This window comes from Amycolatopsis sp. CA-161197, assembly GCF_050942255.1.
GTDB lineage: Bacteria > Actinomycetota > Actinomycetes > Mycobacteriales > Pseudonocardiaceae > Amycolatopsis.
The window spans coordinates 4,753,135-4,778,181 of sequence record NZ_CP192059.1; the positions used below are offsets into that span (position 1 = coordinate 4,753,135).

Annotated in this window: 20 protein-coding genes and 1 pseudogene; 13 read left to right on the forward strand and 8 right to left on the reverse strand. The window is 70.1% G+C overall.

The genetic code is table 11. The annotated features are described in order from the left end of the window. Positions 1 to 5: 5 nt before the first annotated feature. The 4 genes and pseudogenes from ACQPXB_RS22590 to ACQPXB_RS22605 form a co-directional block, all read left to right on the forward strand. The gene (locus ACQPXB_RS22590; protein ID WP_432855544.1) at positions 6 to 2,255 is read left to right on the forward strand and encodes a DUF5682 family protein; all 2,250 of its coding nucleotides are present in this window, start codon (positions 6 to 8) and stop codon (positions 2,253 to 2,255) included. After that, the gene (locus ACQPXB_RS22595; protein ID WP_366589363.1) at positions 2,252 to 3,352 is read left to right on the forward strand and encodes a VWA domain-containing protein; all 1,101 of its coding nucleotides are present in this window, start codon (positions 2,252 to 2,254) and stop codon (positions 3,350 to 3,352) included. The genes ACQPXB_RS22590 and ACQPXB_RS22595 overlap by 4 nt, the downstream gene beginning before the upstream one ends. Next, positions 3,352 to 5,226, forward strand: a complete 1,875-nt coding sequence (locus tag ACQPXB_RS22600) for an SWIM zinc finger family protein (RefSeq protein WP_432855547.1) — start codon at positions 3,352 to 3,354, stop codon at positions 5,224 to 5,226. The genes ACQPXB_RS22595 and ACQPXB_RS22600 overlap by 1 nt, the downstream gene beginning before the upstream one ends. A gap of 876 nt (positions 5,227 to 6,102) precedes the next feature. Further along, positions 6,103 to 6,497 (forward strand): annotated as a pseudogene (locus ACQPXB_RS22605) (cation transporter); the annotation flags it as partial. Between the two features lie 38 nt (positions 6,498 to 6,535). Here the strand turns inward: ACQPXB_RS22605 and ACQPXB_RS22610 are convergent. After that, entirely contained in the window at positions 6,536 to 8,104 is a 1,569-nt protein-coding gene (locus tag ACQPXB_RS22610) for a Na+/H+ antiporter (RefSeq protein WP_432855550.1), read from the reverse strand. 238 nt (positions 8,105 to 8,342) lie between these two features. Between ACQPXB_RS22610 and ACQPXB_RS22615 the strand changes: the two genes are divergently transcribed. Next, positions 8,343 to 8,477, forward strand: a complete 135-nt coding sequence (locus tag ACQPXB_RS22615; RefSeq protein ID WP_432855553.1) for a hypothetical protein — start codon at positions 8,343 to 8,345, stop codon at positions 8,475 to 8,477. A 55-nt stretch (positions 8,478 to 8,532) separates the two neighbouring features. On the opposite strand, the gene ACQPXB_RS22620 is transcribed toward ACQPXB_RS22615, so the two are convergent. Beyond that, entirely contained in the window at positions 8,533 to 8,781 is a 249-nt protein-coding gene (locus ACQPXB_RS22620) for a hypothetical protein (RefSeq protein WP_366589352.1), read from the reverse strand. A 389-nt stretch (positions 8,782 to 9,170) separates the two neighbouring features. Here ACQPXB_RS22620 and ACQPXB_RS22625 point away from each other — a divergent pair, with 389 nt between their 5' ends. From ACQPXB_RS22625 to ACQPXB_RS22635, 3 genes are all read left to right on the forward strand, one after another. Then, positions 9,171 to 10,001 carry an SDR family NAD(P)-dependent oxidoreductase gene (locus tag ACQPXB_RS22625; RefSeq protein WP_432855556.1) on the forward strand — a complete coding sequence of 277 codons (831 nt, stop codon included), beginning with the start codon at positions 9,171 to 9,173 and terminating at the stop codon, positions 9,999 to 10,001. Between the two features lie 318 nt (positions 10,002 to 10,319). Further along, positions 10,320 to 10,928 carry a hypothetical protein gene (locus ACQPXB_RS22630; protein ID WP_366589346.1) on the forward strand — a complete coding sequence of 203 codons (609 nt, stop codon included), beginning with the start codon at positions 10,320 to 10,322 and terminating at the stop codon, positions 10,926 to 10,928. Between the two features lie 12 nt (positions 10,929 to 10,940). Continuing rightward, positions 10,941 to 11,345 carry a hypothetical protein gene (locus ACQPXB_RS22635; RefSeq protein WP_366589344.1) on the forward strand — a complete coding sequence of 135 codons (405 nt, stop codon included), beginning with the start codon at positions 10,941 to 10,943 and terminating at the stop codon, positions 11,343 to 11,345. Positions 11,346 to 11,421: 76 nt separating this feature from the next. Here ACQPXB_RS22635 and ACQPXB_RS22640 read toward each other — a convergent pair whose 3' ends face one another. Then, on the reverse strand, positions 11,422 to 12,777 hold the full coding sequence (locus ACQPXB_RS22640; RefSeq protein WP_432855561.1) for a chloride channel protein: 1,356 nt from the start codon (positions 12,775 to 12,777) through the stop codon (positions 11,422 to 11,424). 607 nt (positions 12,778 to 13,384) lie between these two features. Here ACQPXB_RS22640 and zwf point away from each other — a divergent pair. The 3 genes from zwf to ACQPXB_RS22655 all read left to right on the forward strand — a co-directional run bounded on the left by zwf (position 13,385) and on the right by ACQPXB_RS22655 (position 18,520). After that, entirely contained in the window at positions 13,385 to 14,926 is a 1,542-nt protein-coding gene (gene zwf, locus ACQPXB_RS22645) for a glucose-6-phosphate dehydrogenase (protein ID WP_432855563.1), read from the forward strand. A 664-nt stretch (positions 14,927 to 15,590) separates the two neighbouring features. Further along, on the forward strand, positions 15,591 to 17,195 hold the full coding sequence (locus tag ACQPXB_RS22650) for an FAD-dependent oxidoreductase (protein ID WP_432855566.1): 1,605 nt from the start codon (positions 15,591 to 15,593) through the stop codon (positions 17,193 to 17,195). A 56-nt stretch (positions 17,196 to 17,251) separates the two neighbouring features. Then, positions 17,252 to 18,520, forward strand: a complete 1,269-nt coding sequence (locus ACQPXB_RS22655) for a cytochrome P450 (protein WP_432855569.1) — start codon at positions 17,252 to 17,254, stop codon at positions 18,518 to 18,520. A 544-nt stretch (positions 18,521 to 19,064) separates the two neighbouring features. On the opposite strand, the gene ACQPXB_RS22660 is transcribed toward ACQPXB_RS22655, so the two are convergent. From ACQPXB_RS22660 to ACQPXB_RS22670, 3 genes are all read right to left on the reverse strand, one after another. Then, the gene (locus ACQPXB_RS22660; protein WP_432855572.1) at positions 19,065 to 20,273 is read right to left on the reverse strand and encodes a cytochrome P450; all 1,209 of its coding nucleotides are present in this window, start codon (positions 20,271 to 20,273) and stop codon (positions 19,065 to 19,067) included. 876 nt (positions 20,274 to 21,149) lie between these two features. Beyond that, positions 21,150 to 21,434, reverse strand: a complete 285-nt coding sequence (locus tag ACQPXB_RS22665; RefSeq protein WP_386956518.1) for an SHOCT domain-containing protein — start codon at positions 21,432 to 21,434, stop codon at positions 21,150 to 21,152. A gap of 24 nt (positions 21,435 to 21,458) precedes the next feature. Continuing rightward, the gene (locus ACQPXB_RS22670; RefSeq protein WP_366589629.1) at positions 21,459 to 21,905 is read right to left on the reverse strand and encodes a DUF6325 family protein; all 447 of its coding nucleotides are present in this window, start codon (positions 21,903 to 21,905) and stop codon (positions 21,459 to 21,461) included. A gap of 663 nt (positions 21,906 to 22,568) precedes the next feature. On the opposite strand from ACQPXB_RS22670, the gene ACQPXB_RS22675 reads away from it, so the two are divergent. Both ACQPXB_RS22675 and ACQPXB_RS22680 read left to right on the forward strand, forming a co-directional pair. Continuing rightward, positions 22,569 to 22,706, forward strand: a complete 138-nt coding sequence (locus tag ACQPXB_RS22675; protein ID WP_432855576.1) for a hypothetical protein — start codon at positions 22,569 to 22,571, stop codon at positions 22,704 to 22,706. A gap of 279 nt (positions 22,707 to 22,985) precedes the next feature. Continuing rightward, positions 22,986 to 23,195: a hypothetical protein gene (locus ACQPXB_RS22680; RefSeq protein WP_366589621.1), complete on the forward strand. Its 210-nt coding sequence runs from the start codon at positions 22,986 to 22,988 to the stop codon at positions 23,193 to 23,195. Positions 23,196 to 23,458: 263 nt separating this feature from the next. Here the strand turns inward: ACQPXB_RS22680 and ACQPXB_RS22685 are convergent, their stop codons facing one another. Together ACQPXB_RS22685 and ACQPXB_RS22690 are read right to left on the reverse strand one after the other, a co-directional pair. Continuing rightward, on the reverse strand, positions 23,459 to 23,980 hold the full coding sequence (locus ACQPXB_RS22685; protein ID WP_432855579.1) for a hypothetical protein: 522 nt from the start codon (positions 23,978 to 23,980) through the stop codon (positions 23,459 to 23,461). Positions 23,981 to 24,385: 405 nt separating this feature from the next. Beyond that, on the reverse strand, positions 24,386 to 24,967 hold the full coding sequence (locus ACQPXB_RS22690; protein ID WP_386956541.1) for a dihydrofolate reductase family protein: 582 nt from the start codon (positions 24,965 to 24,967) through the stop codon (positions 24,386 to 24,388). Positions 24,968 to 25,047: the final 80 nt, after the last annotated feature.

Here is a 25,047-nt window from a genome sequence, read left to right on the forward strand (position 1 = left end):
GGGGCATGGGAGCGGTCTTCCTCGGCGTGCGGCACCACAGCCCGGCGTGCAGCCGGGCGGTGGCGTCGGCCGTCGCCGCACTGCGGCCCGCGTATGTACTGGTGGAAGGGCCGTCGGACGTCAACGACCGGCTCGGTGAACTGCTGCTCGGACACGAGCTGCCGATCGCGATCCACACGAGCTACCGCGACGAGCAACGCACCCGTTCGTCGTGGTCGCCGTTCTGCGATCACTCACCCGAGTGGATCGCCCTCACGGCGGGCACCGAGGCCGGGGCCGAGGTGCGGTTCATCGATCTGCCTGCCTGGCATCCGGCGTTCGACGGGTGGGACAACCGCTACGCCGACGCGGAGTTGCGCTATGCCGACGTGACCCGCCGGCTTTGCTCGGAGTTCGCGGTGGACAACCCCGACGCGCTCTGGGACCACCTCTTCGAAGCCGCTCCGGACGAGGACCTGGCCGAGCGGCTGAGCGCGTACTTCGACCTCGTGCGAGGGGACGCCGAGGCGAGCGAGCGCGACCAGGAGCGCGAGGACTACATGGCTTCGTGGGTTCGCGCTGCGGTCGCCGACGCGGGGGAGCGGCCGGTGCTGGTCGTCACGGGCGGGTTCCACACCGCGGCGGTGCGGCGGCTGGCCGCGAGTGGCGGCACCGCCTGGCCCGAGGTGCCGCGGCGGCCCGATGCGGCGAGTTACCTCGTGCCGTACTCGCACAAGCGGCTCGACGCGTTCACCGGCTACCAGTCAGGCATGCCTTCGCCCGGCTACTACCAGCTGCTCTGGGAGCGGGGTCTGGCCGGCGCCGGTCAGGGGCTGCTGGAAGCCGTCGCCCAGCGGCTGCGCGACCGGCGCCAGCCGGTGTCCACAGCGGACCTCATCGCGGCCCGCACGCTCGCCGACGGCTTGGCGAAGCTGCGCGGGCACGACCACCCCGCCCGGGTCGACGTTCTCGACGGCTTGCTCGGAGCCCTGGTCGCCGACGACCTGACCCAGCCGCCGCCGTGGACTGTCCGCGGACCGCTGCAGCCGGGCGCCCACCCGGTCGTGGTCGAGATGGTGGCCGCGCTCAGCGGGGAACGCGTGGGCCGGCTGCACGCGGACACGCCGGCGCCGCCGCTGCCCGGCCGGGTCGCGGCGGAACTGGCGGAGCTGGGCCTGGACGGCGCCGGTCCGGTCCGGCTGGAGCTGACCGGCGCACGGGGCCGGCGCGCCAGCCGGGTGTTGCACTGCCTGCGGCTGCTGGGGATTCCCGGCTTCGACCGGGAGTCCGGTCCGGCCGGCGGCGCGGATCCCGTGGTCGTCGAGACCTGGCGGCTGACCCCCGGTGGCGCCCGCCTGCCCGCCCTGATCGAGGCGGCCGCGTACGGCGCGACGCTGCCCGAAGCGGCGTTGGCGGTGCTGCACGAGCGCATGCCCGGCGCGGATTTGCCCACGTTGGCGGGCGTCCTGTTCGACGCGGCGCTGTGCGGGGTTCCGGCCCTGCCCGAGTCCGTTGTGGACACGTTGGTCGCGGAGGTGGGCCGGGCGGACGACCTCGCGCCGCTCGGCGGTGCGCTGGGCACGGTGCTCGCGTTGTGGCGCCACGACGAGCTGTTCGGTCTCGCGGGCAGCCCGGCGGCGGCCGCGGTGTTGCGGGTGGGCGTCAACCGGGCCCTGTGGCTGGCCGAAGCCGTGCGCGGTGGCCCGGTCCCTGCGGAGCCGCGCCGGCTCGCCGCGGTGGTGGCGGTGCGCGACACGATCCGTCACGCCGAGCACGTCGTCACAGTGGACCGCGCGACGGCCGCCGCGGTCGCCACCCGCGTTGCCGCGGACGCCGGCGTGCCGCCCGACCTACGTGGCGCCGCGACCGGCCTGGCCTGGTCGCTGGGCAGGGCCCCGGACCCGGAACGGACCCGGGCCGCGGTGCGGGACATGGCCGCACCCGACACCATCGGCGACTGGCTCGCCGGGCTGTTCTGCCTCGCTCGCGAGGAGGTGCTGGAGTCCGATGGTGTGCTGGGCACGCTCGACGAGCTCGTGGGCGAGCTGACGGAAGCCGAGTTCCTGATCGCCTTGCCGGCGTTGCGCCTGGCCTTCGGCTACTTCCCGCCCGCCGAACGGGAGCGGATCGCCGAGCGGCTACTGGCCCGCCGCGGTCTCCGCGGATCGGGGCGCGGCCTGGTGCGACCCGGCCGGGTCGACCCGCTGGTGGTCGCCGAGGCGATGGCGTTGGAGGCCCGGGTGGACGCCCGCTTGGCCCGGGAGGGGCTGGCATGACCGATCTCGAACGCTGGCGGCTGATCCTCGGGCAGCCGGCGGAGCCGGCGACGGGCGGACTCGACCTTGCCGGTGCGCGGCGGGACGCGGCCCTGTCGTGGCTCTACGACCGCGACGAAGAGCTGGCCGAGCGGGACGTGCGCGGCGGCTCAGGTGCGTCCGTCTTGTCCACAGTGGACTGGCTCGACGACGTGCACCGGCTGTTCCCGCGCGAGACCATCGAGCGCCTGCAGCGCGACGCGGTGGAGCGCTACGACATCACCGAGATCGTCACCGACCCCGACGTGCTGGCCCGGATCGAACCGAGCCCGGCGCTGCTGCGGGCGGTGCTGCGCACCAAGCACCTGATGAACCCGGATCTCCTGGCGATGGCGCGGAAGCTGGTCGAAGCCGTGGTGCGAGACCTGCTACGACGGCTGACCCCGGAGCTCCGCCAGTCGTTCACCGGCACCCGGTCGCGGCGCCCGAGCCGCCTCAAGCAGGCGCGCGACTTCGATTTCCACCGGACGATCCGGGCGAACCTCGGGCGCTACCAGCCCGCCGAGCGGCGGCTGCTCATCGACAGCCCGAAATTCGCCTCCCGCACGCGCAAACATCTCGAGCGGTGGCAGCTGATCCTGCTCGTCGACCAGTCCGGGTCGATGGCCGGCTCGGTGATCCACTCGGCGGTCACCGCGGCGTGCCTCTGGGGCCTGCCCGGGCTGAAGACGCACCTGGTCACGTTCGACACCGCGGTCGTCGACCTCACCGAGGACGTCACCGACCCGGTCGAGCTGCTGATGAAGGTCCAGCTCGGTGGCGGTACGGACATCGCGAAGGCCGTCGCCTACGGCGCCGGGCTCATCGAGAACCCGCGGCGCGCGATCGTCGTGGTGGTCAGCGACTTCTTCGAGGGCGGCGACGAGTACCGGCTGGTGCACGACGTGCGCAAGCTCGCCGAAGCGGGCACGCACGTGCTGGCGCTCGCCGCGCTGGACGAGGAAGCGAGCCCGGTGTACGACCGCGCGCTGGCACAACGGCTGGCTGACGTCGGCGCGCACGTCGGCGCGATGACGCCCGGGATGCTGGCGGAGTTCGTCGCGGAACGGCTCGGTTGATGCGGGCCGACCTCCTCGCGCTCACCCCGGACGCCCTGGCCGCACTCGCCAACCGCGGCCTGGTCAAGCGCGCGCAGAAGGACCTCGACGCCGGTCACGGCCCGGTCGTCGAAGCCGTGGAGAGCGGTGAGGTGCGCGGCCGGTTCGCCGACGGCATCGAGGTCGTCTTCCCGCCGGAAGGCGCACTCGACAGCGCGGCGTGCACCTGCGGCGCCCCCGGCGTGTGCCGTCATAGGATCGCGGTCGTCCTCGGCTACCAGCGCCTGCCCGCCGCGGCGCCCGAGTTCACGGCGTGGTCGCCGGGTGAGGTCGGCGACGACGTCCTGACCGCCGAATTCGGCGGGCGGGCAGTGACGGCGGCCCGCCGCGGGTGGCGAGCCGGGCTGGCCGTGCGGCTGCGCCGGGCGACCGCGACGGATCCGGTGGCAGTGGCCGAACTGCCCACGGCGACCGTCCGGTTCCTGGTGCCGGGCGAGCTGGGCTACGCGCATACCGACGCGACGGACCGGGCACAGCAGGTCGCGATCGCGGTGTGGGCGTTCCGGGAGGCCGACACGCGCGGCCTGGCCGGTGATGACATCCGGTTCGCGGTCGGCGGCCCGAGCACAGCATGGGTAGCGTCCGGGCCGGCGCTCGAGGTCGTCACGCGAGTGCTGTCCGAGGGGGTCGCGAACACGAGCCCGGTGCTGCGCGCCTCGATCGGCCGGATCGCCGACGATCTGGGAGAGTCCGGTCTGCGCTGGCCCGCGGCGGCGATGGCGGAGCTCGGTGAGCAGCTGGACGCTTACGCGGCCCGCAGCGCCAAGCACCGGATGGAGCGGTGCGCGGAGCTGCTGGCGGAACTGCCGGCGCGGTTCCGGGCGACTGGCGCACCGGCTTTGGTCCTGGGCACGGACGAACAGGCGGAGACGAGGCTGCGAAGGATCCGGCTGATCGCGCTGGGGGCGCGGGTGCGGGGTGCGCCAGGAGAGCGAGTGGCAGAGGTCTACTTCGCCGGCGACAGCTCGGTGCTGGTGCTGAAAACGCGATGGGACACCGGTGAGGAAACGGTGACCGGGCACGAACTGGCCGGCCGCCGGATCGCGGGCACGACGCTGGGGGCGTTGGCCACGTCGAACGTGGTGTCCGAAACAGCGGTGCGCAGCGCCAGCCGCGCATTGAGGCTGGGCACGGCCCGGATCGGCACGATGTCGGTGACCCCGGTCGGCGCGGCGTGGGACGACCTGCCGGCGGTGGTCCGCGACTTCGCGGCAGCAGCCGAGCAATTGGCGGACCTGCCACCGAAGCTGGTCCGCCCGCGCGTCGAAGCCGAGGACATCGCGGTCGTGGAGATCGCCGAGGTGTGCGAACTGGGCTACCACCCGGGCGCTCAGCGTCTGGACGCGGTGATCGCGGACGCCGCGGGCGCGCGGGCCCGGATCACCGCCACCCACAGCGGAATCTGCCCGGGCCGCCTGGACGCGTTGCACCGAGCTTTGGCCTCGGGCCCGACCCAACTCAGCGGTGCGCTGCGTCGAGCCGGCCGCGAGCTGCTGATCGAACCGCTGGCGGTGCGCACGGAGGCCGGAGTGCTGGTCCCGGACCTGGCCGCCGACGGTCGCATCGAGCTGCTGGGGCCACCGCCCACAGTGGATCGGGACCCGCTGCGCACGGCGCTGACCGCGGCGGAGTCGGTGCTGGCGGAGGCAGCGCACCGAGGCCTCTCGCACGCGCCCCCGACGTTACGCACCCGAGCCGAGCACACCGCAGCGACGTTGGCCGGCGTGGGCTTGCGCGCGATGGCGGCGGCGATGACGAACCTCGCCACGGAGTGGACGGCGGATTCCTGGACGGCGGCACAGATCCGAATGCTGACGACGGCGGAACTCCGCTGACGTACGCCCGCGGAGGTGCGGGCCTGCCTAGCCGGCAGATGGTGCCCGACGGACATGATCGTGTCCCTGACGGGCGCCCACGCCATCCGTCGGTCGCCGGATCGAGCAGCAGATCGGAGCGCTTCGGTGGCCGACGGTGTCACGAAAGCTTCAGGTCAGTGGCGAAACTCAGTGTGGGGTTACGGGCCAACTCGGTTCTCGAACGCGCTTTAGCCCTACGGGGTGGGCGGATGGTCACATCGACGATCCGCTCTTTTGCGTTATAGGCCAGTTCCAGGCCGATCTCCTCGGACAGCTCTTGCAGCCGAGCGGGGCTGGCGTTGAGTACTTGCCGACCGCCATCGCGGAGGGAGTCGACCAGCGGCTCGACATCGCCGCGTGTCAGTGACGCGCCTGCGGGAGTCCGGGCCAACTCTTCCTCTGCGGCGTCGCGTTCTTCCTTTGCCCGGTTGAGCCGGGTCGATCGGCGCCATCGGATCTGTGCCCGCTTCGACGGCCTGCGTCAGCCGTGTCTTGGCCTGGGTGAGACGGCGCTGGGGGTCAGTCGTGCGCTCTGGGTTAATGGTGACGTCGCCGGCCACTTCCAGCATTGCTTCCACGGTGGTGTCGCGCTGGTCCCCGACTGTTCCGCGGTGTTCCTTCCATCTTGCGCAGGCAGTGCGCGCACCGAACTCGACCGCGAAATGCGTGCGTCCAGTTCGTGGTTTTCGGGCCGCGTTCGGGCTTGCGCCGCGTTTCGAGCCCGTCGGCGGCACGAGAGCGACGGGACAGCTGGACCGCGGTGAAGTCCTCAACCGAGATGATCGCTGGATGTGCAGGTTGGCGGGACCGCACAACGCGGTCCGGCGCCGCCCTCTTAAAACGCGTCACATGCCCGGCCGCGATCCGGAAGCCCGCGAGCGCGCCGCCTTGAAGGTGATCGCGCTGTCGTTCTTCGCGCTGGCCGCCTACGTGAGCGTCGAGTCGACCCGTGGCCTGTTCGGCGCGGAGCCGGCGGAGCACTCCAACGTGGGCATCGTGCTGGCGGCGCTGTCGCTGCTGGTGATGACGTTCCTGTTCTACGCCCGGCGTCGTGCCGGCCGCGAACTCGGGTCCGCCAGCGCCGTCGCCGACTCCAAGCAGACACCTACCTGTCCGGCGTCCTGCTGGTCGGGCTGCTGCTCAACTCGCTGTTCGGCCAGTCCTGGGCCGACGCCGTCGTCACCCTCGTCATCGCCGCGGTCGCGGTCAAGGAGGGCCGCGAAGCCTGGCGCGGCGAACACTGCTGCTGAGCCTGCGCCCGGCACGCGGGTCGGCTTGTCGCCGGGGGTCACGGCTGTTCGTCGTCGCCCAGGCCGGCGTGTTCGAGGTCGAGCAGGCGCTGGATGCGGCGGCGGGTGGTGTCGGTGATCGTGCCGAGGTCGAACAGCCGCGTGAGTTCGGCCGCTTCGATGTCGAGCGTTTCCCGTCGCAGCGTGCGGTAAAGGTCGTAGCGGGTGGTGTCGGTGGGTTCGGTGTCCTCGTCGAGGCGGATGCGGTCGATGCGGGCTCGCCAGCTGCTGCGGAGCTGGTCGAGCACGAAGGCCGGCGCGGACTCGGTTTCGGCGAGGTGCTCGAGGTGGCTCAACCCGGCTTCGGCCAGGCGGAGCCGCGCGCGGTTCTGTTCCTGCCGGATGTCGGCGGGGTCGAGAGCGATGCCGGACCGGCGGACGAGCGGGGCGAGGGTGAAGCCCTGCACGACGAGGGTGATCACGATGACCGCGGAGGTCAGGAGGAGCACCAGGTCGCGGGCCGGCAGCAGGGAACCGTCGAGTGCCACGACCGGGAGTGACAGTGCGGCGGCGAGCGGGACCACGCCGCGGGCGCCGGCCCACGACACGACCGCGGGCACCTGCCACGAAACCGGCTGTCCGTTGCGGCGCTGGCGCAGTGCCGAGAGCACGAACACCAGGACCAGGCGCACGAGCACGAGGGTGACGGCGAGCGCGAGCGCTTGCAGCAGCCACCACGGGCTGCTCCCGGCGACGCGCCGAACAAGGGCGGGCAGCTGCAGCCCGATGAGGGCGAAGACCACGCTTTCGAGCAGGAACACGACCGTCTCGTAGACGGCGCCGACCTGGATCCGGATCCGCGCCGTGGTCAGGCGTTCCGCTTGGGTGCCCAGCAGCACGCTCGCCACGACGACCGCGGTCACCCCCGACCCGCCGACGGACTCGGCGAGCACGTACGCCGCATACGGCGTGACCAGGGAGACGACGGCTTCGAGCACCGGGTCTTCGGTGCGCCGCCGGATGACGAACGCGCCGGCCGCGATGAGCACGCCGACGATCAGGCCACCCCCGGCGAGGAGGGCGAACTCACCCGCGGTGCGGCCCCAGGACACGGCGCCCCCGGCGACGACCATGAACAACGCGACGCGGAACAGCAGCAGGCTGGTCGCGTCGTTGAAGAGACTCTCGGCCTGGATGAGCGCCTGCACCCGCGGCGGCAGCGCGAGCCGCCGCGCCAGGGCGGTGACGGCGACCGGGTCGGTGCTGGCGAGGATCGCCCCGAGCACGAATGCCATGCCGACCGGCATCGGCGTCACCGCCACCGCCACGCCGACCACGGCCGCCGCCGAGAGCAGCACCAAGCCGACGGCGAGCGTCGCGACCGGGCGGCCCACGGCGCGCAGATCGCGCCAGGGCAGCTCTTCCCCGGCGGCGAAGAGCAGGGGCGGGAGCACGATCAGGCTGATCACATCGGGAGTCACCGTGATCGCAGGGACTCCGGGCAGCAGGCCGACCACCACGCCCGCGACGACGAGCAACGAGGGCGCGGGCACGCGGAGCCGGACCGCGAAGGTCGCCACGACCGTCGCGATCACGACGAGGAACAGCACTGTTTCGACCCCGCGCATGATCGGCCTCTCGTCCGTGTTCGTTGCCGACCAGACTTCCCGGCGCGCCCGGGGGAAACCTTACGGCAGAACACCCGCGGCCGAGGGCCGGAGCGGACCCCGCGTGGCGCGCCGGGCTCAGCGGACTGTCAACTTCGGGCCACGCAGCGTCAAGGAAGCGTGGTCGCCGGCTGCCGGCGGCGCACCGCGGGACACACTGCAGGCTGCGCTGCCCGGGCGGCACGGGAGAGGGTGAGCCGTGAACGGCCTTGAATACTCGGTGATGCTCATCGGTGGTTTTCTGCTGATCGCGCTTGTTCTCCGCGGTGCGCAGCGGTGGCTGGACACCGGCCGGCGGAACCGGGCCGGGCGCAAGCCGGGCCGCCGTGAGTGAGGTACCGGAACTTCCGGCCGGACGGTGCGGGTGTCTCCGGTGGCGAGGCGCGCGGTCAGGTGTCAGAAGGCGCGATCCCGCGGAACGCGTCCTGGGCGGCGTGGATGCAGCCGAGGATGTCCAGGGCGAGCTGCCCGGGCGGGCGGTGCGCAGCCGACTCGGTGATGCGCAGGTCGACGACGGCGCCGTCGGGCGCGACCAGCACGCAGATGGAGCCGTCGTGGCTGTTGTGACTGATGAGGACGCTTCCGGCGCGCTGTCCGGGAATCCGGCTCGTGATCCGGGGGTCGGGGTCTGCTGGCATGGCGCTCCCGTGTGATCCGATCCTGCGACCATGACCCTTGTGGACGGTCCGGGAGTGAGACCGGCACAGCTCGTTGACGGCTCCGCCGTGGTTCTTCGCGTGCCTCTTACGCCTGGCGCGGCGACGGCACATCCGTGCCGCGCGGGCGTCCGGTGCTGCTGGAAAGCCGTAAGTTCGCCCGGTTCTTTCTTGCCTGGGGCCGTTCGGTGGGATTCGCTCCACTTCATGGGCAGAAATGGCGTTCGCGCGCACGTGGCTGAGGTGCGCCACGACGACCGGCCACCTGATCCGTCGCCGGCCTGACGCTCGGCGTCCGTGCCCGAGGTGATGGCCGGCTGACGAACCACATCCAACGGCGCCCCGCGCCCCGAATCCATTGTGGATGGACCATGCCCGAAAACCGCGTCATCCTGGTCACCGGAAGCACCGACGGCATCGGCTACGAAACCGCGCGGCTGCTCGCCGCCGGGGACGCCACCGTCGTCGTACACGCACGCAACGAAGAAGAGGGATCGACGGCCTGCCAACGGCTCGTGAACTCCGGCGTCGACCCGCGTCGGCTTGACCCCGCGGTCGCCGACTTCGCCGACCTCCGCCAGGTAGCCGACCTCGCCACCGCGGTCGCCGACACCTACCCGCGCCTTGACGTTCTGGTCAACAACGCCGGCATCGGCGGCGCCCATCACCGAGTCGTCACGAAGGACGGCCACGAGCAGACCTTCCAAGTCAACTACCTCGCGCCGTACCTGCTGACCCGGCTGCTCGAAGACCGGCTCGCCGGGTCGCCCGTCGGCCGCGTGGTCAATGTGAGCTCGTCGCTGCATCGCGGCGGCCGGATCAACTGGACCGACCCGAGCTGGAAGCGGCGCTACAACCGCGGAGCCGCCTACGCACAGTCGAAGCTCGCGCTCACGATGTTCACCGCCGCGCTCACCGAGCTGGCGCCCCGGATCCGGGAGGCCGTGAGCGTGCACCCCGGCATCATCGCGACCGGCATGCTCCCGCACTACAGCTACCGCGGCCGCCCGGTGAGTGACGGCGCCGAGGTCGTCGCCCGCCTCGCCGACCCCGACGCCAAGGTCCTCAACGGCTGCTTCTACGACGGGCGCCTCCCCGCCAAGGCCGCGTCGGCCGCGGTCGAGCCCGAAGCGGTCGGGAAGCTCTGGCGCGTCAGCGAGCGCCTGACCCTGCTCGACCAGCGCCGGCCCACCAAGGCCTGAACTGCGGTGGTGTGCCCGGGGTCGCGGGCACACCACCGGATGCACGGCGCTAACGGGTGCGCAGTCGATCGTGCTCCCCGGGGAATTGGCCGCCGCGGATGGCGACCACGAGCCCCGGCGCCCGAATCGATGGGGGTGAGCGACTATTCCGCGCACCAGCCGGTTACGGGCACGAGCCGACGTATTTCCGACCAGGATTCACATTTTCGGCAGGGGATCGAAGGCGCGTAAAGATTTCTTGACGCTGTCGCGATGGTCTTCGCGGCTATGATCAACTACCTGGGAACTGGGGAACAACCAAATAAAGGGGGATCATCCATGCGTGCTTTTCGCGCCGTGGCCACGGGCGTCGCCGTGGCCTGCGGTCTCGTGCTGACCACTGTTCCGGCCGTGGCCGCGCCGGCTGGGACCGACGTCGTGGACGTGCTCCACAGCCTGGCCGACGCGGGCGCGCCCGCCGGTGGCGGCGCCCTCGACAGCCCGGAGGGCCGGCAGCTCGTGCAGGCGCTGCAGGACACGACCGGGGCTCGCCCGGAGCCCGCGGCCCGGCCGTCCGCGGCCGCGGCATACCCGGCCTGCCACGGCACTTTTCCGTCCAACGGCACAGCGAACATCACCGTGCAGTCGTCGGCGACGTCCGGAATTCCGTGGGTTGTCAAGCTGACCTCGCCGAACTCCCGGTTCGGCGTGGTGGTGATGTCGGCCCAGATCTACGCGAACAACCACCAGGCCAACGTATACGCGCCGCACACCGAGCCGTGGAACTACCAGTTCCACGGACCGCTGCCACGCAAGTTCCAGGTCGTCGGCGGCGGCACCTACACCATGCCGAAAGGCGCGACCGTCTCGTTCCTGTTCACCTGGCACTCCGCGGCGCACCCCACCGAAGGTGGCTACGCTTACCTGAACTGCACGTACAGCATCTGAGGTAACCCGAAAATGCAGACCGGTGACGAGACCGAGTACGTCGTCGAGGAATTCCGGCCCGTTCGGCACGACCTGCTCGCCGCCGGTCTGCGGGGCGAAGCCGGGGATCCCCACCGTATGGCCGGGGACCCGCGGTTGCTCGCCACTTTGCGCGTCGACGGCGAGGAGATCGGTGTCCTCGCCCTCGACCAGGCCGCGCGTCCGGCCGAGCGGCTGCGCGCCCTGGCCGACTTCGTACAGGACCTGATCCTCGAAAACCTCAGGCCCGCCGGACACAGCGTCGACTGGCCGCGCTGTCCCGAACGGACACACGCTCACCCGATGGTCGCCGCCCTCGCCGACGGCCGTCCACTGTGGACCTGCCCGCTCGACGCGGATATCGCCGTGCCCATCGGTGAACTCGCCGCTTCGACCTGACGAGTGCGCCCGGTCGCAGGCGTCCGTCGGCCCGCCGCCGTCGGCTGCTGGTTTCGCAGGTGGGCGAAAGTCCGGGCTATTCGGCCGCCGGGTCTTCCGGCTCGGGTGACGGTCGTGGGGCGAGCCACGCCGCCAGCACGTGTGCCACGACGACTGCGACGATCACCAGTGGCATCACGGCGAGGCCGTCGGAGGAGAGCAGCAGGGTGGCGAGCAGGACGGACGTCAGTGGCAACCGCAGCAGCACCACGCACATCGCGCCCATGCCCATCGCCACCCCGGCGACGAGCGGCAGCCCCGGCAGGTGCGACAGTGCGATGCCGCCGGCCGCGCCGAGGAACATCGACGGGAAGACCGGGCCACCACGGAACGCGGACAGCGACACGCCGTATGCGAGTGACTTGCACGCGAGCAGCAGCACCAGTCCTGGCACGGTGTAGTCCGCGCTGTTCTCCAGGAGGGCGGGCAGCGAGGACTCACCTGAGAACAGCACGTCCGACAGCGCCCCGCCGGTGGCGGTGTACGCGATCGCGAGTCCGGCGACGGCGAGGCCTGCGACCGGTGACATGAGCATGATGTTCCGGTCGATGTGCGGCTTCAGCAGCAGTGCGAGCCGGCGTACGCCGGTGCCCAGCAGCGCCGCGGCGACGCCGATGACGAGCGCCCAGCCGAATTGCGCGACGTCGGGGTGCGCGAACGGCGGCAGCTGCGGCAGTGCGAGCGACGCGGGTCCCAGCCCGGTCAGCGAGTCCAGGCCGATGAACAGCAATGTCCCGACGCCCGCGGCCAGCAAGCCCGGCAGCAGCACCAGCCCCATCGTCGCGCCGCCCAGCCCCGAGGCCTCCATGAGCAGGAATGCCCCGATGATCGGCGACCCGAGCAACGCGCTGATCGCCGCGAAACTCCCCGTCGCCGCCACGACGGCCACCTCCTGCTGCGGCGCGTGCGGCCGGACCAACCGGGTCGCGCCCACGCCGAGCCCGGCTCCCAGCGCGATCAGCGGCGCCTCCGGCCCGAGGACGGCGCCCAGCCCCAGTGTGGCCAGCGCGGCGAGGAGCACCCCGGGCAGATCCACCGGCGTGGGCTGCTGCCCCGATTCGATCCCCCCGATCGGTGCGTGCCCGCCCGCGCCCGGCAGGTAGCGGACGGCCAGCGCGACGAGCACCCCGCAGAGCGCGAGCCACGGCACCGGCCACCACAACGGCGGCCCCGCGAATCCCCACGCGCGCGGCAAGTCCGCGTACAGCCACTCTTGCACGGCACCGACGAATTGCAGGAAGAAGTACGCCGCCGCCGAAATCGGGACACCGATCAGTGCCGCGAGCACGAGGAGGCGCACGTACGCGCGCGAACGCAGCTGCGCCGCGGCACCGGTTTGGGCCGGTGCGGCCGCAGAGCCGCCGGCCGGCGGTGGCGCTGCCGTGTCCGCCATGCTGTGCCCCTCATCGTTGGCCTTCGCCGGGTCGATGCCGCGACCGGACCACCACGCGGGCACAGCACCCCTGTCTCACGGTGCTCACGGTCGGTTTCCGTGCCATCGCCTGCCCCGGGTGACCCCGAAAAGACGTGGACGGAATGTGCGCCCAGCGGGCCGAACGGAAGGCGCGCCGGTTCATCGGCAGGACCCCAAGCCGGATGAAGATGGGCGTGGGCGCGGAACTTCGTCCTGGTGACGACCGAGGGCGCCCCACCGCGCGGACCGGCCGGGTGGCCAGGCGCGGGTGTCGAGAATCTCGCGCACATCATGCGATCTGCTGACATTCGGTGCATGGCCCGCGAAAGCCGTTGCGGCACCGGACATTGGGCGCCGAGGTGGAGGCTGTCGGCACGCTGGATGTGCTTCCCGAAATCAAGAACGCGGCGTCGAGCGGCAACTGGCTTACCAGTGCGGCTCATCCTCCATGGATGATGCCCGACCTTCGCGAAAACGGTGACGATGATCCGGAACACGACCGGAGGCCGCGATGGGTTGTCTCTCGGCGCTCTGGCTTGCTGTTCGCGGCGCTGGTTCATGTGCTGTTGTACACCCGGCGTGGGACTTGGCGTCGCGACCCAGCGCAACCAGTTTCGGCGCAGGGCGTGCTCAGACAGCTCGAGGACGATCCGCCTCTTGTGGCCGGAGATTCGGAGCGGACGACATGAAATGGGCGTTCCGCGCGGTCGTGATCGAAGTGGAGGCAGAGATGACATCAACAGCTCAGCCGAGGCCGGCGGATGTACTGGTGGTTTTCGGAATCACCGGCGATCTGGCGAAGGTGATGACCTTCCGGTCGCTTTACCGGCTCGAAGCCCGCGGCCTGCTCACGTGTCCCGTCGTCGGGGTGGCGGCCGACGACTGGACCCTCGATCGGCTCGTCGAACGGGCCCGGTCGTCGATCGAAGCGACCGGCGACCTCGACAAGGCGGTGTTCGACCGGTTCGCCGCCAAGCTGTCCTACGTCAGCGGGGATTTCAACGACCCCGCCATTTACGAGCGGGTGAGCGACGCGGTGAAGGGTGCGAGGACTCCGGCGTTCTACCTGGAGATCCCGCCGTTCCTGTTCGGACGGGTGGTCAAGGGCCTGTCGGAGGCCGGTTTGGCCGCCGGCGCACGGTTCGTCGTCGAGAAGCCGTTCGGGCACGACCGCCAGTCCGCGCGTGACCTGGCCGACGAGCTGCACGAGTACATTGACGAATCGCAGCTGTTCCGGATCGACCACTACCTGGGGAAGATGGGGCTGGAGGAGATCCTCCACCTGCGCTTCGCGAATGCCATCCTCGAACCGTTGTGGAGCCGCAATTACCTCGAGTGCGTGCAGATCACGATGGCGGAGAGCTTCGGCGTCGAGGACCGCGGTCATTTCTACGATCCGGTCGGAGCGCTGCGCGACGTCGTCGTCAACCACCTGATGCAGGTGGTCGCGGCGGCCGCGATGGAGCCGCCGTCACGGGGCGACCCGGTGACGCTCAAGGAGTCGCAGGTCGGCTTGTTCCGGGCAGTGGAAGAGGCCGATCCGGCTCACTACGTGCGCGGCCAGTACGACGGCTATCTCGATATCGACGGCGTTGCGCGCGATTCGACCACCGAGACGTACGCGGCGCTGCGGCTCGACATCGAGAACTGGCGCTGGGCCGGTGTGCCGTTTTTCATCCGGACGGGCAAGCGGCTGCCGGTGACGCAGACCGAGCTGCGGTTGGTGTTCAAGCGTCCGCCCAAGCTGGGTTTCGGGCTGGCCGGCCATGCGGCGCAGCCGAATCAGCTCGTGCTGAAGCTCGATCCGTCGACCGGCGTCCGGATCCAGGTCGACGCGCGTCGTGCCGACGTGGCCCGGATCGCGCCGATCGAGCTCGACATGGAGTTCGCCGAGGAGGGTGGCGAGGGTCCGACGCCGTATGAGGTCTTGCTGCACGCGGCGATGATGGGGAACAGCACGCGGTTTTCCCGGCAGGACAGCGTCGAGGAGACCTGGCGGGTCATGCAGCCGCTGCTCGACGCGCCGCCGCCGGTGCATTCCTACCGGCCCGGCAGCTGGGGCCCGGCCGCGGCCGACGAGGTCCCGGCCGGCTTCGGCGGCTGGCGGGCGCCCTGGACGCCACGCTGATCGGGGTCAGCCGAGGCCGCAGTGCGTTGGCCATGGCCGTCAGTGCCGGGTTGACCGTGCCGATGCTCGGTGCCAGCGCCGTCTCGATGGGTTCTCGCCGCGGTACATCGGTGCGGAAGACTTGCCCACCATCTGCAGGTTGCCATCGGGTAGTCGGCGTCGGCGAGGGAGAAGTCGTTGAGGCCCAGCGTCTTCTGGAACATGGCGTCGTTCTTCTCGTCGAGATCTACGGTCGGCCCCGCGCGCCTTCCCGAAACCGTCCACGCACGCGACCCGTCGCCGCGACACGCGCAGTGCCATAACGGATTTACACGACCGGCGAAGTCGGGCTGGTATCGGGCGACGCGGGAAACTGAAAGCGGTTGCGGTCGGCGGTGAATCTTCAGGCCGGTGAATTGAATAATCGCACCATTTTCCTTTATTCATACAAAAGAGACTGTGATTTCAGTGCCGTCCTCGGCGGATCGCCGTTCAATGGTGGTCCGACGTTTTTGGCCTGGTGCCGGGGCTCATCTTTCGCGGGTGATGGTTGTGGTGCGGAGGGTGTTGCACCATGGCCTGCGCCGGGGTGGCGTGCGGAGGCTGGAAAGCCGTCCTCGGCGGCGGCTTCGGGAAGTGCCGCCGCTGACCGCCCGTTGCACTCGCTTGACGGGAGAACGTCGAGATGCGGCTCGTAGTGGACCTGACCCGATGCCAGGGGTACGCGCAATGTGCGTTCCTGGCCCCGAGCGTCTTCACCCTGCACGGGGATGGAGAGGCACTGCTCTACGACCCCGATCCCAGCGACGAGCAACGGGAGCGGGTGCTGCGGGCGACGGCCGCGTGTCCGGTACAGGCCATCGTTCTCGACCGGGGGCCGGCCGAGAACGGCGGCCGCGCGGCTGCGGCGCGCCGCGACGGCATGAACGAGGAGTTCCTGCGGACCGGGCGGATCGTGATCGTCGGGGCCTCACTGGCCGGGACGCGGGCTGCCGGTGCGCTGCGCTACGAGGGGTTCACCGGGTCGCTGACCGTGATCGGCGATGAACCTCACGACCCCTACGACCGCCCCCCGCTGAGCAAGCAGGTGCAGCAGGGTGGGGTGCCGGCAGGGCACACCGGGCTGCCGCGCCGCCGGGCCATCGACGCCGACTGGCGGCTGGGCGTCGCGGCCACCGGGCTGGACCTGGCCGGCAAGCAGGTGCGGCTGGCCGACGGCACATCCGTCGGCTTCGACCGGCTGCTGATCGCGACCGGCGTGCGGGCCCGGCCGTGGCTGGTCCCGGCCGAGGCTGCGCTGGACGGGGTGTTCGTGCTGCGCACCCGCGAGGATGCCGAGCGGCTGCAGCGGCAGTTGGCCGGGCGACCGGGCCGGGTGCTGGTCATCGGCGCCGGGTTCACCGGCTCGGAGGTCGCCTCGGTGTGCCGCGAGCTCGACCTGCCGGTCACCGTGGCCGAGGCCGGCCCGGCACCCCTGGTGGCCGCGCTGGGCGGACCGATCGGCGCGATCGCGGCCGACATGCAGCGCGACGCCGGTGTCGATCTGCGGTGCGCGGTCAGGGTCACCGCGCTGGAAGGGGAGAACGGGCGGCTGCGGCGAGCCCGGCTGTCCGACGGCAGCACCCTCGAGGTCGAGGTGGCGGTGGCCGCGCTCGGCGGGATCCGCAACGTCGAGTGGCTGGAAGGCTCCGGGCTGGCGGCCGGCCGGTGGGGCGTGGCCTGCGACGCCGGCTGCCGCGCGTTCGACGCGAACGGCCTGGTGACCGACGACGTCTTCGCCGCCGGCGACATCGCGCGTGCCCCGCAGCCACTGTTCGGCTACCAGCTGCTGGCGCTGGAGCACTGGGGCAACGCGGTCACCCAGGCCGAGGTCGCCGCCCACAACATGCTCAGCGACGAGACGCACCGCTGGCCGCACTTGGACGTGCCGATCTTTTGGTCCACCCAGTTCGGCATCGAGATCAAGTCGGTCGGCGTGCCGAGCGTCGCAGACCAGGTCGTCATCACGCAGGGCTCGGCGACCGACCGCCGGTTCGTCGCCGCCTACGGCCTGCGTGGCCGGCTGGTTGCCGCGGTCACCTTCAACCAGAGCAAGTGGCTGGGGTTCTACCAACGGCAGATCGAACGCTCCGCGCCCTTCCCGCCCGCCTGGCACACCGTCGACCAGCCCGCCGAACAGGCTGTGGTGCCCGCCGAATTCCCCACCCAGCCGATCCCCACCCAGAGCGCCACCGTCGTACTCACGGGCCACGACCCGGCCGAGCGGCGCGCGACTCTCCGGTCGCCCTGACCCGTCACCGCGACTGCCCGATCAGCCCCACGAACCGCATGAAGGAGGCCGCCGTCATGGTCACGACCGCGCCGCCGAGCGTCTTCTCGCAGGTCCTCGACTATGCGAACCGAGCCGACCCCTATCCGCTGTACGCCGAACTGCGCAAGACCCCGGTGGCCCGCCAGGACGACGGCAGCTACATCGTCTCCACCTACGCCGAGATCGTGGCGCTGCTGCACGATCCGCGGATCAGCTCCGACCTGCACAACCTGCCCGAAGCGGCCGCCGCGTCCGAGGACCCCCCGGGCCTGCCGCCGTCGTTCATCCGCCTCGACCCGCCCGAACACGACCGGCTGCGGCGCATCGTGACCCGCCACTTCGGCCCACCCCACACCCCCGACCGGGTCGACGGCATGGTGCCCGACCTGCGCCGGATCGTCACCGGGCTCATCGACGGCCTCGCCGGCTCCACCGAGGTCGACATCGTCGACCAAGTCGCCTACCCCTTCCCGGTCACGGTGATCTGTGAGCTGCTCGGTGTGCCGCGCGAGGACGAACCCCGCTTCCACACGTGGGTCGAGGCAATCGTGGCGGCGCTCGACCCGGGGGTCGGCGACCCCGCCGAGGTGCAGCGCAAGCGCGCGGCGGCCGCGCAGGAGATGGTCCAGTATTTCGCCGGGCTCGTCGACGGCCACCGCCGATCTCCCGGTGCCGACCTGCTCTCCGCGCTGGCCACCGACGACGGCCCCGAGGGGCGCCTGACCGACGGGCAGCTGCTCGCCACCTCGTTCCTGCTGCTGATCGCCGGGCACGAGACCACCGTCAACCTGATCACGAACGGCACCCTCACCCTGCTGCGCCACCCCGACGTGCTCGAACGGCTGCGCCACGAACCCGAGCTGGTGATCCACCTGGTCGAGGAACTGCTGCGCTACGAGCCGCCCGTGCACTTCATCCCCTGGCGGGTGGCCCTCGACGACATCGAGATCGCCGGCACCACCATTCCGAAGGGCTCCCGGGTCGTGCTGGTCCTCGCCTCGGGCAGCCGCGACCCCGAGCACGTCCGTGACCCCGACCGATTCGATCCCGATCGCTTCAACCCCGACCGGTTCGGCCTGGCCCGCGACACCAACCAGCACCTCGGCTTCGGCGGCGGCATCCACTACTGCTTCGGCGCACCCCTCGCCCGGCTGGAAACCCAGATCGCGCTCGCCGAACTGGCCCACCGGCTGGCCAACCCCCGCCTGCTCGCCGACCCACCGCCGTACCGGACCAACCCGGTCCTGCGCGGCCCCCGCCACCTGCCGGTCGCGATCGACGGCATCACCCCCGCCCGAACCTGACCGCCGACAAAGGGTCCCCGTCGAACCAACGGGGAACGTGATGATCGCGTCGAAGAGTGGTGGTTCATGTTGTGGACGCCTGTTTCACAGGAACCGAGGCTGCGGCGTCGTCGCGAATCTCGATGCGCTCCCCGCCATGTTTGCGACGGAACCGCTTCTGCCTGCGATTTGTGATGATTTCCTGACCGGCGTCCGCGGGAGTAGCTGCGGTCCGAGGTCACTTCGATGCGTGATTTCCGTTTTCGGCTCTGGTGCGTCGTTGGCCGGGCATCCCGGAGGATCGGCGGTGACTGCCGTGGGCACAGTGCCCGGCGGGCCGAGGCGCACGGCCGCGTGGCACTCCGGAGAAAACGGACCTGTCCACCTTTCCGCTGTTGACTGCAGATCGTGGTGACGTTCATCCGGCCGCGGCATGGGTGTGATCCCCTCATCGAGGCTTGCGATTGTCGTTACATGAGTGTCTGAACGGAGACCGGACGGCCCGGCAGCACCGACGCCGAGGACGTCGTGCGGCGGAACGTCCGAACCCTCGCGCGCAACTGGCCTAGCCCCACGCGATCGGCAGCTCGCGAACGCCGTAGACCAGGGTGTTGTGTTTGAAGCCCAGCGACTCCCGCGGCACGGCCAGGCGCAGGTCGGGGACCCGGCGGAACAGGCGCGTCAGCGCCTCCTGCAGTTCGACGCGCGCCAGCTGCTGGCCGATGCATTGGTGCGCGCCGTAGCCGAACGCCACGTGCGCGCGCGGCGACTCGCGGTGGAAGTCCAGCTCGTCCGCCGCCGGAAACAGCTCCTCGTCCCGGTTCGCGGAGTTCAGCGCGGCCACCAGCCATTCTCCTGCCTTGACGGCGCGGTCGCCCACCTGCACGTCCTCGGTGGCGTGGCGCAGCACGCCGAACTGCACCACCGACAGGTACCGCAGCAGTTCCTCGACCGCGCGTGCGGGCGCGGCCAGCACAGCGTCGCGCTGCTCCGGGTGTTCCAGCAGCACCAGGGTGCTCAGCGCGATCATGTTGGCGGTCGTCTCGTGGCCGGCCACCAGGAGGCTGAGCCCGAGCATCACCAGTTCCTCGAGGCTGAGCGGATCACCCGTGGCGGCGCCTCGCGCGATCATCCGGCTGAACAGGTCGTCCTGCGGATTCTGCTGCTTGTCCGCGAACAACCCCGCCAGGAACCCGGCCAGCTCGTCATAGGCCTGCTGCCCCTGCTCGCGCGTGGCGTCGGTGCTGACCAGCAATGAGCTCTGCTGCTGGAACCGCTCGCGATCGGCGTACGGGACGCCCAGCAACTGGCAGATCACCAGCGACGGGATCGGCAACGCGAAGTCCCGCACCAGGTCCGCCTCGCCCGGCCGGGCGAGCATCGCGTCGAGATGGTTCTCGACGAGGTCCTGGATGTAGGTGCGCAGCGCTTCCACTCGCCGGACGGTGAACTGCGCGAGCACCATCTTGCGCAGCCGCGAGTGCGGTTCACCGTCGAGCTGGATGATCGAGCCCGGCCTGACCGGTTCGTCGAGGCCGGCGCGCCGGGTGACGTGCACCGAAGCCGCGCCACGCGAGCTCATCGTGGGGTCGGCGAGCACCGCGCGGACGTCGGCGTAGCGGGTGACCAACCAGGCGTCCATCCCCGCCGGGCAGCGGACCTGCGACGTCGGGTCGGCGGTGCCCAGGGCGCCGTACTCAGCGGGCGGGTCGTACGGGCATCCGGCCGGTCGCGTCATCGGGAGGGCCGGGGTGTCGGATGCGGCTGCCGTCACGGCGGATCACGCCCTTCTGTCGGTGGTCTGGACGGTTGCGCGATCGAGCGCAGCCGTCACTTCGGGAGGATCAGGGTCTGTAGAGCGGCGCCTCGCCGAGCAGGGAGGACCTGCGCAAGGTGAGGGCCTGCGACGGCGCACTCTCGGTGTCGGTGCGTGACCGCCGGGGCGCCTTTCGGCGCGAGGCCGGCCTCCGGCGGTGATCGGGCGTCACAGAGGAATCATATGAACCATAAGGTCCAATACAAGGTCGCCGTACGGATACCGCAAGGCGCTGCGTCTTCGAGTTGGTTGCGGCAGCGGCCTCTCGTGAAACCCCTCGAGCAGGCAGACGGTCGCACGGCTCAAATCGAGTTTCCGGACCTGGGATGACGTGCCTTGGAAGGGTGTTCTCATGGTCAATCAGAGTCGAGTGTCGCTCATCGTGCCTCACCCTCAAGTCGGCGCTTCACTGACAGTGGTCTTAACATGAGCTCGCTGATCGACATCCCATAAAGTGAACCATGGAGTCCACGAATTTCGAAGGCAACACAGGCAAGTTTCCAGGTACGGCCGGGCAAGGAGGATCGTCCCGGTTGCTGACCATGGAGAGGTCGCGCCAGTTCTCGCCGAAAGCGGCGAGGAGATCGTTGTGGTGGAAGGCGACGGCTCGCACCGAGCGGGACTTACTCGGCTTTCACGGCGTCGTCACCAGCGACCGGACGGCGAGCGAGGCTTCCAGGGTGACTTCGGGGATCAGGTCGGCGAGAAACTCGTCCGTCGCGGCGATCACGTGGAAGGCGAACCGACCAATCGTAGTAGTGGTGGTGTCGAGACCTCCCTCACGTCGAGAGGAGTGCAGCGGCTGCGTTGCACTTGTCCGATCCCGATGTGCTGTCATGACGCGAGGATCTTGGCCTTCTCCGACGCGAACTCGGCGTCGGTGAGGACCCCCTGTGCCTTGAGTTCGGCAAGCTCCTTGAGCTGGGTGACGGCGTCGCGAGCGGGTGCCGCTGCCGCCGGTTGTGGTGGCGGCGGGTCCTGCTGTTGTTGCTGGGCGTCCTGTTCGTCCTCTTGCCTGGCCCAGCGCCGGCCCTGGCGGCGCGAAACTCGATTCGACACGGCGGTCGCCGTCCCCGCGATCGCGGCGGTTCGGGCGATACCTCGGAGGAGTCCCGGCATGGTTCTCGTCCTTTCTCCGGCGGATCAGACGTCGGCTGCTTCGGCGGCATCCAAAGATGCCGCGACGGCATCGAGCGGGACGTAACCGGCGGCCACCACCTCGGCCCCGCCACGGCGCAGGGCCTGGGTGAACGAACGTGCCCACCGGTTCTCGAACAGCACGATCGCCGCGGACGATCCGGGTTCGATCGCGGACGCGGCATCGGCCAGGTCGCCCTCGTCGAGCAGACCCGAGGACGCACCTTCGAAGATCGCCACGTCGAGCCGGCCGTCAAGATCCAAGTCCTGCAACTCGACCGCGCGCACTGACCCATCGGTGTCCCGGGTGACGAACAGGAGATCAAGGATTCGGATCAAACGCTGGTCGACCAGGTCCACGAAGATCGGCAAGCCGTGTCCGGTTATCTTGCTGCCCGGGAACTCGACGATCAGAAAACTGATCGGCCCCATCGCCTCGACGTCATCGGTCATCACAGGCCTCCTGGCTGCTTCACGGCAGGGGAGTAGTGCGCGCCGCCGTGGACGCGCGCACCACCCCTCGACTGTCGGGCGGATGGCCCGCGCTGTCCTCATCCCAAGGAGGTGACGTCGCACCCGCACGGCTGGGATGGCGCAGACTCGGCGGACGCGCGCAAATCGTTTGAGGGGCGGAATCCCATCGCAGCGATACGAGGCGGACATCAGTTCGGGATGAGGTCGTCTCGGTCGTTGCCGACCGCGCGCTGCATGCATCGAGAATGATTTACCCGGACACGGGATTGCGGGTGAGGACCTTATCCCCTGTCTGTGGTCGGGTGTCTTCCAGAGAATGGCTGCGAGCAGTCGGACGGGGAGCCGGGGAGGACGGGGGCCGTCCGACTGCTCGATCGTCCGGGAGTTTTCGCCGCGTGGCCTTGGCTCGGTGCTTGACGGTGCCCCATTCGGCGGCAGAGGTCCGTGTGCCGGCCGGCCGAGGACTTTCCACGACCAGCACCGCCCGCGCTACCGACGTCAGCTCGGCCGGCAGGTGAAACGTCGCGCCGATCGTGGGCTTGCGCTGCGGTGGCGATCCACCAGTGTGCGTCAATGGAGTCGTTCGCCAGTCCCGTCCCGCAGGTCGCACGGACCAGGGAGATGCAGTCGTGGACAGCTGCGATGACCGTGGATGCGGCGATCTTCACGCTGGCGCTGTCCTTCGACGGTGGTGTCCGGCGTGATGCGCGATGCGTGCGTGGCCCGGCCGAGGGCTGGGGCTGGCCTCGGGAGACGTCGCCGGGTTCGCGGCCGCGCTGAGTGAGGTGATGAAGACTCCGGCGCGCACGGCGCGCTCCACTTCGGCAAGCATCTGCCCAGCCCCAGGCTGTGCCCTCGGGCGATGATGACGACTTCACCCACATCGCCGGCCCGTGCGGCGGCGACAACGCCATGGGGTATCAGCTGATGCCGAGCCGGCTGATCGCGCTGGCCGACGTCCGTGGCTTGTGTATCCGCCTGGCCGCGCACCTCCAAAAGATTTCGCGTCCTTCCCCTGCTTCACCACGGTTTCTCTGACCAGCACAGACAATCATGACCATGCCCACCAATCTCAGTGACCTCGGCGCGCCCCAGTCGGTCGCCGAGCTCGCCGCGGACCCGGACCGGGTAGTGGCGTGGAGCGCGACGCTGCATCGGTGGCCGACCGCCGAACGCGAGTTCATGGCCGACGGCCGGCACGACCGGCTCAGGCTCACACCCGTCGACGACCAGCTGGTTGCGGTGATCATCTGGGTCGATGAGCCATGACCGATTCAAACCGGCTGATTACAGAAAGTCGTTACTCGGATCGAGTGAGGAGTGACCCGCGCAGGGCACGGGTCGAAAGCCCGACTCGTTGTGTACTGGCAAGTCAAGGCTGGATGTCGTCGGATTTGAGGTTGGTTGTATCTGCCGCTGCCCGACCCCGGCTGCACCCTCAGCACGGCCGGGCGCACCGGTACCCGTCCTGTTGGGGCGGCCGGTTTGGCCGGCCCAGCCAACGACACTGCGTCACGCCTGCCGGGCCCCCGTCAGGGTCGCGGCTTCCGTGCTGCCCGGTATTCCCGTCCGCGCTCGTCCGATTGTTTGTAGACGATGTCGGGTGCTTCCGGTGCCGGCCACACGGAAAGCCGGTAGTTCTCGACGGGTTCCCGGACGTTGCGATGGGGGGCGATGTCGCGGCCGCGGGCGTGCGCGCGTATCCGGTAGGTGCCGGGTCCCGCGTGAGCCAGCTCAGGCAAATCCGGCGGACCTTCCATGATGCCGTGCACGATGAGTTCTCCGTACTCCGACTCGACCGAGACTTCGGCGACTTCGTCCCAGTCGTCGAGGCCGACCGAGTCGGGTGCGGTGTCGAGCAGTTGCAGGGTCACGGTGACCGAACCCGTATGAATACCGGTGAGGACAACCGCGCCGTTGACGAGATCCGTCCCCACGAAACCGTTGGCACGGGCAAGGCGTGGCGCGGGCAAGTCCGCACTCACGTCCCTGATGACGAAGTGACCGTGACTCATGTGCAGGTCAGCGGTTGCTGTCCTCATCGGCTTGTTCATGTGTTCCCTCGCTCGGCTACGTGATCGTTGCCCAGAACGGGTCGTTGTCGACCACGCGTTCGTCGTTGTAGTACTGGCCCAACTCGCTACCTCGGTCTTGGTTCTGCTCCGAGTCGATGGCTTTGCTGCTCCAGCGTCTTGTGCAGTGTTCCCGAAGTGCCGGGCGAGGCCCGGCCGAGTGCTGAGGCGGGGCAAGACGATCCACCCTGCGTCGATGTGGTGGACCGGGACCGGCTGCGGCACCACAGATCCACGATGGGGGCGGTGTTCGGCGTCCCCACGGCGGTTCTGGTCGGCGATGCGCTGCCGGCGCTGCGCGTGCTGGGAGGGTGCGCAAACGCGGCCGGCGGCCGGATCTCGTGTCACCGTTCGCAGTGGACTTCTTCGCTTACCCGCTCAGATCGGTCAACGGCGCACCCGATAGCGCACGTGAAGCACCCGGTTGCCCTGGATCACCTCGTCGGGTTCCTCCAACAGGTGCTGCGCGTGGACCGACCCGAAGTAGCGCTTGCCGGATCCGAACACGACGGGTACGACGTCCATGCGCACCTCGTCGATCAGGCCCGCGGCCAACACCTGGCCACCGACGTCGCCGGCGGCGACCTCGACCATGCGGTCACCCGCGAGCTCCTGCGCCTTGGCCACGGCTGCCTGGACACCGTCGACGAAGTGAAACGGCGCTTCGGGGTCCCAGCCGTCGGGCTCCGGCCGGTGCGTCACGACGACCACGTGGTCGATCCCGCCCGGAGGCTTCCCGTCCCAGCCGTCCGTCATGTCGAAGACGTGGCGGCCGACGATGGTCACCCCGATCCGATCCCAGTACGGCCGGGTGTAGTCGTAGGACGTCTGCGACACCTTGAGCGCGCCGCTCTCGTCCAACGGGACGTCACCGCTGGACAACCAGTCGAACAGCGGCCCGGGCTGGTCGTTCTCGTCCGCGACGAAGCCGTCCACCGACACCGAGCTGTACATGACCACTGTGCCCACGGGGCTCTCCTCGATTTGGGGTGCCCCCAAATTAGCGTGTCGTGAGCTGTCCCTGTTGCAAGAAATCAATCGGCCGGCAG

Excerpts from the sequence above, each read along its gene's own strand:
- ACQPXB_RS22590 (WP_432855544.1), top strand. The coding sequence starts at position 6 with ATGGGAGCGGTCTTCCTCGGCGTGCGGCACCACAGCCCGGCGTGCAGC.
- ACQPXB_RS22595 (WP_366589363.1), top strand. The coding sequence starts at position 2,252 with ATGACCGATCTCGAACGCTGGCGGCTGATCCTCGGGCAGCCGGCGGAG.
- ACQPXB_RS22600 (WP_432855547.1), top strand. The coding sequence starts at position 3,352 with ATGCGGGCCGACCTCCTCGCGCTCACCCCGGACGCCCTGGCCGCACTC.
- ACQPXB_RS22610 (WP_432855550.1), bottom strand. The coding sequence starts at position 8,104 with ATGCGCGGGGTCGAAACAGTGCTGTTCCTCGTCGTGATCGCGACGGTC.
- ACQPXB_RS22620 (WP_366589352.1), bottom strand. The coding sequence starts at position 8,781 with ATGCCAGCAGACCCCGACCCCCGGATCACGAGCCGGATTCCCGGACAG.
- ACQPXB_RS22625 (WP_432855556.1), top strand. The coding sequence starts at position 9,171 with ATGCCCGAAAACCGCGTCATCCTGGTCACCGGAAGCACCGACGGCATC.
- ACQPXB_RS22630 (WP_366589346.1), top strand. The coding sequence starts at position 10,320 with ATGCGTGCTTTTCGCGCCGTGGCCACGGGCGTCGCCGTGGCCTGCGGT.
- ACQPXB_RS22635 (WP_366589344.1), top strand. The coding sequence starts at position 10,941 with ATGCAGACCGGTGACGAGACCGAGTACGTCGTCGAGGAATTCCGGCCC.
- ACQPXB_RS22640 (WP_432855561.1), bottom strand. The coding sequence starts at position 12,777 with ATGGCGGACACGGCAGCGCCACCGCCGGCCGGCGGCTCTGCGGCCGCA.
- ACQPXB_RS22650 (WP_432855566.1), top strand. The coding sequence starts at position 15,591 with ATGCGGCTCGTAGTGGACCTGACCCGATGCCAGGGGTACGCGCAATGT.
- ACQPXB_RS22655 (WP_432855569.1), top strand. The coding sequence starts at position 17,252 with ATGGTCACGACCGCGCCGCCGAGCGTCTTCTCGCAGGTCCTCGACTAT.
- ACQPXB_RS22665 (WP_386956518.1), bottom strand. The coding sequence starts at position 21,434 with ATGCCGGGACTCCTCCGAGGTATCGCCCGAACCGCCGCGATCGCGGGG.
- ACQPXB_RS22670 (WP_366589629.1), bottom strand. The coding sequence starts at position 21,905 with ATGACCGATGACGTCGAGGCGATGGGGCCGATCAGTTTTCTGATCGTC.
- ACQPXB_RS22675 (WP_432855576.1), top strand. The coding sequence starts at position 22,569 with ATGACCGTGGATGCGGCGATCTTCACGCTGGCGCTGTCCTTCGACGGT.
- ACQPXB_RS22680 (WP_366589621.1), top strand. The coding sequence starts at position 22,986 with ATGCCCACCAATCTCAGTGACCTCGGCGCGCCCCAGTCGGTCGCCGAG.
- ACQPXB_RS22685 (WP_432855579.1), bottom strand. The coding sequence starts at position 23,980 with ATGAACAAGCCGATGAGGACAGCAACCGCTGACCTGCACATGAGTCAC.